This window comes from Anaerolactibacter massiliensis, assembly GCF_900290205.1.
Classification (GTDB): Bacteria; Bacillota_I; Bacilli_A; order Erysipelotrichales; family Erysipelotrichaceae; genus Bulleidia; species Bulleidia intestinalis.
Window position 1 is genome coordinate 80,548 of the sequence record NZ_OLMH01000002.1, and the last position, 12,484, is coordinate 93,031.

Below are 12,484 nucleotides of genomic sequence, written 5' to 3' on the forward strand. Positions count from 1 at the left end.
CTGAAATCGTGCAATTCTGTTTGCATGTTCAGGCGGGCTGTATTATCGTTTCTGCATCAGAAGAGAGGGGACTTGTCATGAAAGATGCGGTGCTGTTTGATCTGGATGGAACGCTGACGGATTCCGGGGAAGGAATCATGAAAAGCGTGAAATATGCATTTGAGCAGATGAAGGTACCTGCCCCGGATGAGGAGCATCTGCGGCTGTTTGTCGGCCCGCCGCTGGCAGTCACGTTCCCGCAGTTCGGCATTCCGGCTGATCAGATAGATGAAGCGATCCGGCAGTATCGGATTGATTACAATGAACACGGGTCAAAGTTTCTGAATCAGGTATATCCGGGCATTCCGGAATTGCTTTCAGAACTTCAGAACGAGGGGTATCAGCTGTATGTGGCAACCTCGAAGCCAGAAGTTCTTGCAAAGGAAATTATGGATCGGTTTGATCTTTCCCGCTACTTTATCCGCATTGCCGGGGCGAGTCTTGATCATTCCCGCGAAAGCAAAACAGATGTGCTGCGGTATCTGCTGCAGCAGACGGGCAGCAGCGGACGTGAAGTCATGGTCGGAGATACGCTGTCTGATATCCGCGGGGCTCATGCGATTGATATTCCATGCATTGCCGTGAGCTGGGGCTATGGAGCAGAAGAAACGCTCGGCGAAGCAGAGCGCATTGCAAGGACAATGGAAGAGCTGAAGAACCTGCTTGAAACAAGAGCGTGGGCGAGGGTCAGCAGATGAGCACGAATCAGAAGCAGGCAGAAGAACAATTTCGCCGGATGACGGAAACGCCTGTGGGAAAGCTGATCCTTGGTCTCAGTATTCCGACGATCATCTCAATGATGGTGACGAATATCTACAACATGGCTGATACGTACTTTGTCGGAACGATCGGAACGTCAGCCAGCGGTGCAACCGGGGTAGTATTCGGGCTCATGGCGATCTTCCAGGCCTTCGGATTCATGTTCGGACATGGAGCTGGTTCCAATATTTCCAGAAGACTCGGATCGAAGAACATCAAGGAAGCCAGAGAGTTTTCTTCCACAAGTTTCTATCTGTCTATTCTTGCCGGGCTGATCTTCATGGCAGTCGGTCTGATCTGGATGGATCCGCTGATGAGACTGCTGGGCAGCACAGATACGATTCTTCCGTATTCCAGAACGTATGCGTTCTATATTCTCATTGCCGGACCGGCAATGACATCAAGCTGCGTCATGAATAATATCCTGCGTTATGAAGGAAAAGCATTCTATGCGATGATCGGCCTTACTGCGGGCGGAATTCTGAATATCTTCGGAGATGCCTATTTTGTAAGAGTATGCGGCATGGGCATTGCCGGAGCAGGTCTGTCCACGACGATTTCCCAGTATATTTCGATGGGAATCCTGCTGATTCCGTATCTGCAGAAAAAGACACAGAGCAGTTTCAGCATCCGGTATTTCACTCATCGTTTCTCCGTGGTGGAAACAATCGTCAAGGATGGTCTGCCTTCCCTTGCTCGCCAGGGACTTAATTCTGTTTCCACGATGGTGCTGAACAACTATGCTGGAATTTACGGAGACGCGGCAATTGCGGCAATCTCGATCTGTACTCGCCTTGTGAATTTCCTGTTCTGCATCGCAATCGGCATCGGTCAGGGTTTCCAGCCGGTCAGCGGTTTCAATTTCGGCGCAAAGCTTTACAGCAGAGTGAAAGCGGGATTCGACTATGCGCTGAAATCCGGCTTTGTGATCATGCTGGGGCTCGGAGTACTCGGCTATCTGAATGCAGAACCGCTGGTCCGCATTTTCCGGGATGATCCGGAAGTGACTGCGATCGGAAGAGTAGCACTCAGATGGCAATGCTTGTCGCTCTGGTTCATGCCGATGTCCATGTACGGGAATATGCTGTTCCAGTCGATTGGCATTTCAAAGACAGCAACCTTCCTGGCATCTCTGCGCAGCGGAATTGTTCTGATACCAGTCATTATCATCTTCACAAGCTGTTTCGGATTGAGCGGTCTGGAAATGGCCCAGGCAGTTTCGGAAGCAATCTCTTCGCTGATTACCTTGCCATTCGTGTGGTCATTCTTCCATCATCTGCCGCCGGATGGCTGTGAATATAGCTGATCTTCAGAAAAAGGTATCTTAAGGAGAATGAGAGACGAAGAATTTATCAGCAGATATTGCCGCGGAGTGAACCTCCCCGCCTAAGTCCTAACGGACTATAGACAGGGCTTCCAAGGGCTTGTGTGCCCTCAGACTTCCGTCTGCTAAACGATTCGGTGACAGCACAGCACACAAGCCGAAACTCATGTACCCATCTGCACTAACGTTTCTCAGACTGATGTCAGGATCGTCAGACTGCTGCGGGAAGAAGAGAGCACATAGCCCTGTTGATCTTCCACAGGTCAGCTAACGTCCTTTGGGTTCCACTCCCGATCCCAGAGACTTTGGTCATAAGATCGGGTGATTCCATAAACAGCACGCGGATCAGATAACGGGCACCGATGTTGTAACTGGCGGAAAGATCACAGTTGTAAGTCTTTCCGCTTTTGAATACGCAGACGTCATAGGGCGTATCTTCGGATACTTCTCTTCCTCGTTTCACACGTCCGCTTCCGTCATACGCAAGGCGGCTGGTTCCCCGCGCATTGACATGTGAAACACGGATCCCGTAATGATGGGCAAGGCTTTCTACAGTATTCTGAATATCAGCGTGCTTCCACATCGTAAGCTTCTGCTTCTTACTGCCGCGTTTCTTTCCCCTGGTGTCAAGATACTCCATGACAATGACATCGCATTCGTTTGCCATGGCAAAGTTCATGATCTCTCGTGCGACCTGATGCGCAATGTTCCTGTTTCTCCGCTTTGCAATATTCCAGAGCCTTCCGGAGTCATGTGATCCATGCAGAGACTGGAATACAGATACCCGATGCAGGGCATTGCTCAAGGGGTCTTTTTCTCTTCCGCGCATAATGAACTTACGCGCCAGGACAGTACCCCTTGAGTCCATGACACTGCATACCGCATCTGTATTAACACCCAGATCGACAGCGCAGATCTTCTGCTCCGAGATCGGCTTCTTGGACAATTTCACTGTTTCCGTCACTGCAAATCTCAGTTTCCAGCATCCGTGTTTCTTCTCCAGTACCGGAGCTGAGATCTCTGCATTTCTGCTTCTCTTTTCGAGATAGTCCGCATCCGTTTTTGAAAGACGAACGGTATCCCATACCCAGTCGTTATTGCGGAACACTTTAATCTGTGCCAGGTAGGGCAGCACTTCACCAGTCTCTTTGTCTATTACTGGCTTATAGGTATTGCCGCGATACAGTGCAGGCATCCGATGCCTGCAGGAATCAAGCTTCGGTGCTTCGCCTTTACAGCCAGATGCTTTCCAGCTCTTCATGGCTGAGTGATAAGCAGAAACGATGCCAAGAGCCTGCATGATAGCAGCTCTCCGATAATAGGACGGGAACTTCGGAAACTTCTGATCAAAGGAGTCGGATGAAGAGAACCCATTAGCAGAATGAACCATGCATTCCATCATCCTCAGGCGTGCAAACGAACTGTCTGTATCAGAAAGACTGTTCCAGTTTGCAAGAGCTGTCTGCACCAGACAGGCAACGGCATACGAAAAGAGATCCGCTGTTCTTTTCAGCGCCTCATAGCTGTCCCGAATGTGTACGCTATAGCTGCTTACAACCTGCATAGATATTCGCCCTGCAGACAGGATAGCAGATTCGGAAGAGTGTTTTAGCATAAGGAATCAGAAATACGGAATCATACAATCGCTGGCACAGAAACAGAGCACAATGGAAGCGGTGAGAATTTACATCCAGGAACAAGGAAAACGCGATAACGAAGGCTATCGACGTCATGCGGGCAGAAGAAAGGCGGCTAACCCCGCCTAAACAGCTTGCACTGCTATAGACAATATGTAAAAGCCCTCCATTAACTTGTGTGTTCGAGGATCATCCCGCATACTTGTTATTGGCTCAATAAAGAGATGGGGAAGTTGCCTCATCCAAGAAAGGAAGGCCTCCCTGAAGAAGTAATTTCCTGTTCAGACGTGTACTCTTTTCTGAATAAAAATCTGATTGAAAAACAGTATTATTCCTCTGATCAGCAGACGTATCGGATTACTGTACTATGCGGGAAAAAACTGCTTCTGCAAAATCAGAAGGGTGAATATGAGATCCGGGAATTAGCAGAAATGTTTCGTGAGAGGAGGCATTGCTACGAACAGAAATCTTCTGCTTCGGCTGCAGAGAAAAGACTCCATAAAGGAGTCTATGTCATTCATTCAGAATTCGGAATCGGATTGATCCGGAAAGTGAAGCATGGAATCGCCTTCATTCATTTTGAAGATCATCCGGATATCTGGATTTCTCTGCAGGAAGCGGTCTTTCAGAATCTCATCCGGTATTACGGCAAAAGGAAAGGAGAAGCTGAAGAAGACTGAGGCTCCAGGATCAGAGAATGATCCGGGGACATGGTTCCTTCTGAAGGATCGGCAGCAGATCATCAAGGACCCCTGGTGTTCCGGCCGCAACCTCACGAAAGCCGAAGACTTCTGCCTGATTGCCATGGAAGTCAGTGACTTTTCCTCCGGCTTCTTCGACCAGCAGCATTCCGGCTGCCCGGTCCCAGGAATAGACATGCTCGAAGTAGGCATCTGCTCTTCCGCAGGCGGTCCATGCTAAGTCGAGTACCGCGCTGGCCGTGCGGCGGATATCCTCGCAGGAATCGAACACTGCATGCATGGTGTCGAAATACCAGGTGGAGAGTTCTCGATGATAGGGGCTGGTGCCGCAGAAGACGATGGCGTCTTTCAGGTGCAGTTTATCGCTGACATGAATAGGCTTGCCATTGCAGAAGGCGCCATGGCCGCGCTCTGCGGTAAACAGTTCGTTCCGGTACGGATCGAGAACCCAGGCCTGCATGATAGTTCCGTGTTCTGCATAGGCAAGGGAGATTGCGCTGTGGGCATAGTCGCGGATGAAGTTCATCGTGCCATCGACCGGATCAAGGATCCAGACAGAGCCGGAAAGATCTAGATCAGAGTTATCCTGCTCTTCGCCGAGGAGCTGAACTTCCGGATATCGTTTCTTCAGTTCTTCTTTCAGAAAAGATTCAATGCCGCGGTCTGCGGCAGTGACATAGTTGCCGTAGCCTTTGGCTTCGGCAGAAGATTCCGGATCGATGCGGAAGAAACTCGATGCTTCCCGGATCAGTCCGCTGATGGTCTCCATATCAGGTTTCATAAGATACCTCAGAACAGATTCAGAATCAGGCCGGTGACAAAGGACACTGCCCAGACATACATGACGATCTTGATATTGTGCTTCATGTTCGGATTGACCCGGAAGAGCACCATCATGCCGACGCCGGCATTGGCAAGGAGTCCCGCACACACTGCCGCAAAGGAGATGACCTTCTCCATATAGAGCGTCGTGAGCAGAATCGAAGATGCACAGCTAGGAATCATGCCGAGCAGCGTGCAGGTCAGAACAGAGATTGCCGGATGGCCGACAATCAGCGTGCGCATCACTTCATTGCCGCTGCTGTCCATGATCAGGTTGATCAGGAAGGTGACCGCCAAGAGCCATACGGTGATCTTCAGCGTATGCATGACGGCAGACTTCAGGATTCCGTCTTCGCAATCGCAGTGCTCGCGTTCGCAGAATGATTCGATATCGGTTTTCTTATGCTCTGCAAAGTGGTCTGCAGCAAATCCGGCAATTAATGCGACGATGAATTTCACGGCCAGGATCGGCAGGATCACGCCTGCTCCGGCTCCGGAAGAAAGCAGCAGCGGCAGCATCTCATCGCTCGTGCTGAGATAGACGGAAGCCAGCGTTCCGCCGGAGATGACGCCGGTGGTGTAGAGGCTGCTGGCAGCGGAGGAGAAGCCGCATTCCGGTACAAGCCCGAAGAGGGCTCCGGCAAGCGGAGCAGTCTTCCGGTGGTTTTCCAGGAAGCGGATCATCTTGTTTCCGGTCTCGTGTTCCATCCACTCCATCAGCAGGTAAGTCAGAAACAGGAACGGAAGAATTTTGGCGGTATCGGTGATCGTGTCGAGAAGTACTTCCTGAATTACTGCCATGTAATCGCTCCTTCCAATCCTGCGGTATAGGCAATGTAGTAGTCGCCGGTCTCGTGGCTGTATTCGCTGTCGACGGCTTTATCCTTATCCATAATCCAGATTGCTTCAATCGTGGTGTCCGGGTGAGCGGAACGATATTCCTCGAGGACTTTGTTTCCTTCTTCAAAGGAGAGGGTGAACAGCGTGGTGCTCAGGCAGTCGGCTGCGGAAGAATCCGGTGTGATGATCGTGACGCTGTGGTAGCGGGTAGCGGGGTAAAGAGACTCAGGATCGATGATATGGCAGTAGCTCCTGCCATCGGAAGCGATGTAATAACGCTCATAGTCTCCGGAGGTGACAAAGGACATGGTTCCGGACTGGGCGACGGCCAGCAGGCTGCCGCTTCCGCCTGGATTCTGAATGCCGATGTTCCAGGGAGTGCCGTTGTATTTCTCGCCGATGGTTCTCGTGTTGCCGCCGGCGTTCAGAGCGCCGTGCTCCACGCCTTCCTGCTCGAGGGCCTGGGCAATTTTCTCAGTGGCGTAGCCTTTGGCAATGCCGCCGACATCCAGAGAGACATCAGGATCGGTGATATAGACTGTGCTGTTTTCAGCATCAATCTCGACATAATCCCAGCCGGTATGCTTGGCTGCTTCCTGCAGTTCTTCATCAGAAGGCAGATCGCCTTTCTCGCCAGCTTCATTCTTCGTGATGCCGTCTTCGCGGTAGTTATGCCAGATATTCAGCACGGATCCGATCGTGATGTCGAATTCTCCGCCGGAGAGATCATAGTATTCCTTCGCTTCCTGAAGCAGGCTGATGATCTCCGGGTCCACTTCAACCGGCTGGATGCCGGCATTGTCGTTGATCGTCTTGAGGTTGTTCATGCCATCGTAGGTGTTGTAGATATCAAACAGATCGTTATAGCGGCGGAACAGAGAAAGGGCATCATTGAAATGAGAGTCGAAGATTTCCTTGGTCGTCGTTTCTTGAAATTGAATGACGGTATCGAATCCATCATCAATGCTGGCATTGCTGTAGTTCTTCACTTCGTCTTCTGCAGAGGCAGAGGGGCTTGCCGAGGCGCCGGATGCGCATCCGGAGAGCAGCGTCAGACAAACTAATGCTTTCACAATATTCTTTTTCTTCATAGCGGGAGAATTATAGCATAATAGCGGGATTCGAAGCTGTTTTGCACTTATAAATGATGATATAATGCTTCTGTTTTTAAGAGGAAGGGAAAACGTATATGTCATTTTTAACCGGACCTATGCATCAACATCTGGACGGTCACAAGGAACTGACTGCACACAAGGAAGTTCTGAATCTGAATGACCCTGATGACCTTTATGTTCCGCTGGTTAACGGAAGAGCTGAATGCACGCCGTTAGTCAAGGCGGGAGATGAAGTCAAGGTTGGTCAGAAGATCGGGGAACCGACCAACGGTTTCTGGTATGTACCTGTCTTCTCGCCTGTTTCCGGTACTGTGGTAGGCGTTGAGAAACGCATGTCTGCAGCACTGAAGCCGACGGATCATCTGCATATCAGAAATGATCACAAGAATACTGCTGTACGGGCTTTTGAGCCGATCGACGCAGATGCTGCAACGAGGGAGCAGCTTCTGGATTTCGTCAAGAATGCCGGTATTGCCGGTCTTGGCGGAGCTGGATTCCCGACATTCAACAAGTACACCAAGCCGGAGAACATTGATCTTCTGATTATCAATGCAGTGGAGTGCGAACCGTATCTGACGGCAGATCTTGCCAATCTCTCGGCAAATCAGGAACTTCTGAAGATCGGCACGCTGGCGCTGTTCAAGCTCAGCAATGCGCCGAAGGGAGTCGTCTGCATCAAGAGCCACTGGACTGAAGAAGTCGAAATGCTGAAGAAGCTCTTCGAGGGGACGAAGATTGAAGTCGCTCCGGTTCCGGATCTGTATCCGATGGGCTGGGAGCGTACGCTGGTCTATCAGATGACCGGCAAGCGCTATGACAAGCTGCCGGCTGAGGCTGGCTGCATTCTGGACAATGTCTCTACGGCGATTGCAGTAGGCAATGCGATCCAGAACGGCATGCCGATCACCCGCAAGATGGTGACGGTTTCCGGCGATGGCGTCAAGGAGCCGAAGAATGTCGAAGCTGCAGTCGGAACACCTGCTTCTGAGCTGATCAAGGCATGCGGCGGATATACTGCGGAAGACGTGAAGCTGATTGCCGGCGGACCGATGATGGGACGCACGATTCCGAACGAACAGTTCGTGATCGGCATTGCCAACAATGGTCTGACAGTTCTGAAGACGGAGAAAGAGCTTTCTGTGAAGTGCCTGCGCTGCGGCAAGTGCACGGAGAGCTGCCCGTCCGGACTTGAGCCGGTGCGGATCAATAACTGCGAGAAGATCAAGGATATTGATTCCCTGAAGAAGCTCAGTGTCATGGACTGCATCGAGTGCGGTCTCTGCACATATGTATGCCCGTCCAAGCTGGATGTCACGGAAGGAATCCGCAGAGCCAAGAGATATATGGCTCTGGTCAAGAAATAAGGGGGAAAGACGAAGATGAAGTTCACGTTTAATCCATCCCCGAACTACCGTACTTCCCAGAGCACTTCCGGAATCATGAAGGATCTCACGGAATGCCTGCTCGCGGTTCTGGTATTTGCAGTCATCTATTACTGCGGTGCCTATGGTGCTTCCTATGGCCTGCGCATTGTCCTTCTGACTGCTTGTTCGGTGATTGCTGCACTCTGCACGGATGCAGTTTACTTCAAGGCAACGAAGCAGGATATCAGACAGGGCATCCTGACTTCCTATTCCTGGGTGACAGCGCTGATTCTGACGCTGATCTCCAGAGTGAGTGTTTCCTACTACGGAATGATCGTATGCACGGTGATTGCAGTATTCTTCGGCAAGCTTGTGTTCGGCGGCTTCGGTCAGAATATCTTCAACCCGGCTGCGTTCGGTGAAGCAGTCATCATGGCAAACTTCGGTGGCAGCTACAGTGAAGACTTCGTTACTTCCGCTACGCCGACGACGGTTGCCAAGGCATCCGGCTGGGTCGGAGAATTCGCTTCCCAGTACGGCGGTTTCGGAAATATGTTCCTCGGCCAGTATGCAAGCACGATCGGTTCTACGTCTGCACTGCTGATTCTGCTGTGCTGCGTGTTCCTGATCTGGCGCAAGGACATTGACTGGCAGGTTCCGGTGACCTACATCGTCACCGTATTCGTCGAGTCGCTGATTGTCGGCGCAATCACCGGCAGCGGTGCTCAGGCAGCTGTTTACAACGTGCTGGCTGGCGGCGTGATGTTCGGGGCTGTCTTCATGGCAACCGATCCTGTTACTTCTCCGGTATCGATGCCTGGCCGTGTCGTCTTCGCATTCGGTGCAGCAAGCCTGGCAATGATCATCCGCTGGAAGTCCAACTTCGCAGATGGCGTTCTGTTCGGCATCCTGCTCATGAATATGCTGACACCGGCAATTGATAAGCTGTTCGACGGCAACCAGATCAAGGATGCTGCAAAGTTCCGCAAGAATGTTCTGATCACCTGCGTATGCTTCTTCGCGGTAACGCTCGGTGTCGGTGCTTCTCTGAAGACTTCTGCAGAAGAGGAAGATTCTACAGCAGCAGCTCCGGCAGCAGCAACAGAAGCAGCTGCTTCTTCGGACAGTGCTTCTTCCGGAAGCTCCTCTGCTTCGGGCATTGCGCTGAATGGTGACTTTGCCGATAACGAAGCAAGCTGCGAACTGACCGGCGACAATGTCTATCATTGCACGGCTAAGGGTTTCGGCCTGATCAACAACATGGGCGGTTCCTATTCCGAGAATGAAGCTGACATTGAAGTTGATCCTTCGAATAACAGCATCGTTTCCATTACCGTCACGAACTTCGGCGATACGGCCGGAGTCGGCGATGCGGCTGTAAGTGACAGTGCTCTGGCACAGTATGCGGGCAAGACACTGGATGACAGTGTTGATTCCGTCAGCGGAGCAACGTTCACTTCCGATTCGATTGCAAGCATGGCGTCTGCTGCCCTGAAGATGGCAGCCGGCAACTGAGGAGGGTATCGAATATGAATAAGGATTCTGTTCAGTACAAAGTGATCCTTCTGGCCGTCATGAGTGCAATCTGCGGTCTTCTGCTCGGCGCGGTGAATTCCATTACTGCTCCGGTTATCGCTGAAGCAAATCTTGCGACAGTGAAGAGCAGCCTGGAACAGATTTATCCGGGTGCTGATTTTGCAGAGGTCACGGATTTCACAGATGATTCCGGCTATATCACTGCAGTCTATACTGCAGAAGGAAAGGGAACCGTATATTCCATTCATGGAGTCGGCTACAACTCTGATGGATTCGATTTCCTCTATGGCATCAATGATGATGGAACAACTTCCGGATTCGTTGTTCTGTCTGAAAATGAAACAGACGGTTTCGGCAAGCGCTGCTTCACGGATGAGAGCATTGCCAACTATACTGCGATTTCAGTCGGTGATGATATTCCGATGGTTTCCGGTGCAACTCTTACTTCCACTGCAATCCGCAATGGAATCACTGCTGCCTGGAACTTATGGAATGCATCAAAGTGAGGTGTGAGCAATGAGTGAGAAGAAGAACAAGAGAGGTTTCTGGTCTGAGCTGATCTACAACAATCCGGTCTTCGGACTGTTCCTCGGAATCTGCTCGACCCTGGCAATCTCGACGAATCTGAATAATGCGCTCGGCATGGGACTCTCCGTTATCGTGGTCCTCGTGCTGTCCAACATCATCGTTTCCCTGGTTGCGCCGATTACTCCGGATGATATTCATATCCCGGTTTACATCATCATCATCGCAACGCTTGTCACGATCGTATCCATGTTCTTGCAGGCGTATGCTTCTTCGCTGTATACCGCATTAGGAGCTTTCCTCGATCTGATCGTTGTCAACTGCATCATCCTCGGCAGAGCTGAGGCATATGCATGCAAGCACAGTGTCGCAGAGTCCGCAAGAGATGGACTGATGATGGGTCTTGCCTACACGTTCAGCCTGTTAGCAATGTCCATTATCCGTCAGCTGCTCGGCACCGGCATGCTGTCACTGTCCAATCCGATGACCAATGAAGTGCTGTTCTCGATCCGTCTGATTCCGGAGGGATATGAGATAGGTGTCTTCCAGACCCAGACTGGTGCATTCATGACCTTCGCGGTCCTGGCTGCTCTGGTTGCTGCATACAAGAACAAGAATGATGCTAAGGAAGCTGCTGCTGAAAAGGCTGCACTGGCAGCGAAGAAAGCTGCGGCTGCTCCGGTAAAGGAGGCTGCGAAGTAATATGAATCTGTTCACACTGTTCCTGAGTGCACTGCTGGTAAACAATATCGTTCTTTCCAAGTTCATAGGTATGTGCCCGTTCATGGGTGTTTCCACGAAGCTCAGCTCCGCAATCGGAATGGGCATCGCTGTCATCTTCGTCATCTTCGGTGCTTCTGTTCTGTCCTGGGTTCTGTACTACTTCGTACTGCAGCCGATGGGACTGGAGTACATGAAGCTGATCAGCTTCATCCTGCTGATTGCTGCATTCGTTCAGTTCGTTGAGATGTACATCAAGAAGAATTCTCCTTCCCTGTACAAGTCTCTCGGCATCTATCTGCCGCTGATCACGACGAACTGCTGCGTTCTCTATGTCGCTCTGGACAACATCACGCAGAAGTACACGCTGATTGAGACCATGGTGAATTCCATCGCGGTTCCGGCTGGCTTCATGCTGGTCATGGTCATCTTCGCAACGATCCGTGAACGGCTTTCCGGCAACGATGTACCGAAGCCATTCCAGGGCAATCCGATTGCCTTTGTTACGGCTGCCATCATGGCAATTGCATTCTCTGCATTTGCAGGACTGGCATAAGCGCTATGAGCACACTGATCGCAATTCTGATCATGGGGGCGCTGATCGGACTGAATGTTGTTCTGATGAAGAAGAATAAAGCCACCCCGGTTCCTGAGGGATGTGAGAATCTGAAGCCTGACTGCAAGGGATGCGGTATTGCGAACTGTGAGATACGCAGTGAAATCGAAGCGAAAGAAGGAGAAAAGTAACCATGTTCAGTGCATTATTGCTCATGCTGGTTCTCGGCGCAGTCTGCGGTCTGATTCTCGGCATTGCATCTACCAAGTTCAGAGTCGAAGTTGACCACCGTGTGGAAGACATCCGCGCGATGCTGCCGGGCTATAACTGCGGCGGCTGCGGATTTGCCGGATGTGACGGCATGGCTGCAGCACTTGCAGACGGCGATGCAGACATTGATCGCTGCAAGCCTAGCAAGCCTGATAAGAAGGATGCCATCCGGGCATACCTCAAGGATCACCCGAAAGCTGCATAAAAAACGAAGAGAGAATCTCAGAGCAGAGTTCCCATAAAACAGTATTTGCAAAAGTTCCCTAAATGGGGAAG

General features: G+C 51.1%; 14 protein-coding genes. 10 read left to right on the forward strand and 4 right to left on the reverse strand.

What is annotated here, in order from left to right:
* Positions 1 to 77: 77 nt before the first annotated feature.
* Positions 78 to 737, forward strand: coding sequence for an HAD-IA family hydrolase (locus C7E00_RS03865; RefSeq protein ID WP_167836450.1), 660 nt, complete (start codon positions 78 to 80; stop codon positions 735 to 737).
* Positions 734 to 2,104 carry an MATE family efflux transporter gene (locus C7E00_RS03870; RefSeq protein WP_105303050.1) on the forward strand — a complete coding sequence of 457 codons (1,371 nt, stop codon included), beginning with the start codon at positions 734 to 736 and terminating at the stop codon, positions 2,102 to 2,104. The genes C7E00_RS03865 and C7E00_RS03870 overlap by 4 nt, the downstream gene beginning before the upstream one ends.
* Before the next feature lie 229 nt (positions 2,105 to 2,333).
* Here the strand turns inward: C7E00_RS03870 and C7E00_RS03875 are convergent, their stop codons facing one another.
* On the reverse strand, positions 2,334 to 3,686 hold the full coding sequence (locus C7E00_RS03875) for an IS200/IS605 family accessory protein TnpB-related protein (protein ID WP_167836451.1): 1,353 nt from the start codon (positions 3,684 to 3,686) through the stop codon (positions 2,334 to 2,336).
* 504 nt (positions 3,687 to 4,190) lie between these two features.
* Here C7E00_RS03875 and C7E00_RS15970 point away from each other — a divergent pair.
* Entirely contained in the window at positions 4,191 to 4,439 is a 249-nt protein-coding gene (locus tag C7E00_RS15970; protein ID WP_135358152.1) for a hypothetical protein, read from the forward strand.
* A 10-nt stretch (positions 4,440 to 4,449) separates the two neighbouring features.
* Here C7E00_RS15970 and C7E00_RS03885 read toward each other — a convergent pair whose 3' ends face one another.
* From C7E00_RS03885 to C7E00_RS03895, 3 genes are read right to left on the reverse strand one after another with little or no spacing between them, the layout of a single operon-like run.
* Positions 4,450 to 5,241, reverse strand: coding sequence for an inositol monophosphatase family protein (locus tag C7E00_RS03885; RefSeq protein WP_105303053.1), 792 nt, complete (start codon positions 5,239 to 5,241; stop codon positions 4,450 to 4,452).
* Positions 5,242 to 5,249: 8 nt separating this feature from the next.
* Positions 5,250 to 6,083, reverse strand: coding sequence for a putative manganese transporter (locus C7E00_RS03890; protein WP_105303054.1), 834 nt, complete (start codon positions 6,081 to 6,083; stop codon positions 5,250 to 5,252).
* The gene (locus C7E00_RS03895; RefSeq protein ID WP_105303055.1) at positions 6,074 to 7,213 is read right to left on the reverse strand and encodes an FAD:protein FMN transferase; all 1,140 of its coding nucleotides are present in this window, start codon (positions 7,211 to 7,213) and stop codon (positions 6,074 to 6,076) included. The genes C7E00_RS03890 and C7E00_RS03895 overlap by 10 nt, the downstream gene beginning before the upstream one ends.
* Positions 7,214 to 7,311: 98 nt before the next feature.
* On the opposite strand from C7E00_RS03895, the gene C7E00_RS03900 reads away from it, so the two are divergent.
* From C7E00_RS03900 to C7E00_RS03930, 7 genes are read left to right on the forward strand one after another with little or no spacing between them, the layout of a single operon-like run.
* A complete protein-coding gene (locus C7E00_RS03900; protein WP_105303056.1) occupies positions 7,312 to 8,601 on the forward strand; it encodes an RnfABCDGE type electron transport complex subunit C in 1,290 nt (429 codons plus the stop codon).
* A gap of 15 nt (positions 8,602 to 8,616) precedes the next feature.
* Positions 8,617 to 10,116, forward strand: coding sequence for an RnfABCDGE type electron transport complex subunit D (locus C7E00_RS03905; RefSeq protein WP_105303057.1), 1,500 nt, complete (start codon positions 8,617 to 8,619; stop codon positions 10,114 to 10,116).
* A 14-nt stretch (positions 10,117 to 10,130) separates the two neighbouring features.
* Complete coding sequence (locus tag C7E00_RS03910; RefSeq protein ID WP_105303058.1) at positions 10,131 to 10,643, forward strand: RnfABCDGE type electron transport complex subunit G; 513 nt, start codon at positions 10,131 to 10,133, stop codon at positions 10,641 to 10,643.
* A gap of 10 nt (positions 10,644 to 10,653) precedes the next feature.
* Positions 10,654 to 11,364: an electron transport complex subunit RsxE gene (gene rsxE / locus C7E00_RS03915; protein ID WP_105303059.1), complete on the forward strand. Its 711-nt coding sequence runs from the start codon at positions 10,654 to 10,656 to the stop codon at positions 11,362 to 11,364.
* A gap of 1 nt (position 11,365) precedes the next feature.
* Positions 11,366 to 11,938, forward strand: coding sequence for an electron transport complex protein RnfA (locus C7E00_RS03920; RefSeq protein ID WP_105303060.1), 573 nt, complete (start codon positions 11,366 to 11,368; stop codon positions 11,936 to 11,938).
* Positions 11,939 to 11,943: 5 nt separating this feature from the next.
* The gene (locus C7E00_RS03925) at positions 11,944 to 12,129 is read left to right on the forward strand and encodes a hypothetical protein (RefSeq protein WP_105303061.1); all 186 of its coding nucleotides are present in this window, start codon (positions 11,944 to 11,946) and stop codon (positions 12,127 to 12,129) included.
* 2 nt (positions 12,130 to 12,131) lie between these two features.
* Positions 12,132 to 12,413: an RnfABCDGE type electron transport complex subunit B gene (locus tag C7E00_RS03930; RefSeq protein WP_105303062.1), complete on the forward strand. Its 282-nt coding sequence runs from the start codon at positions 12,132 to 12,134 to the stop codon at positions 12,411 to 12,413.
* Positions 12,414 to 12,484 lie beyond the last annotated feature (71 nt).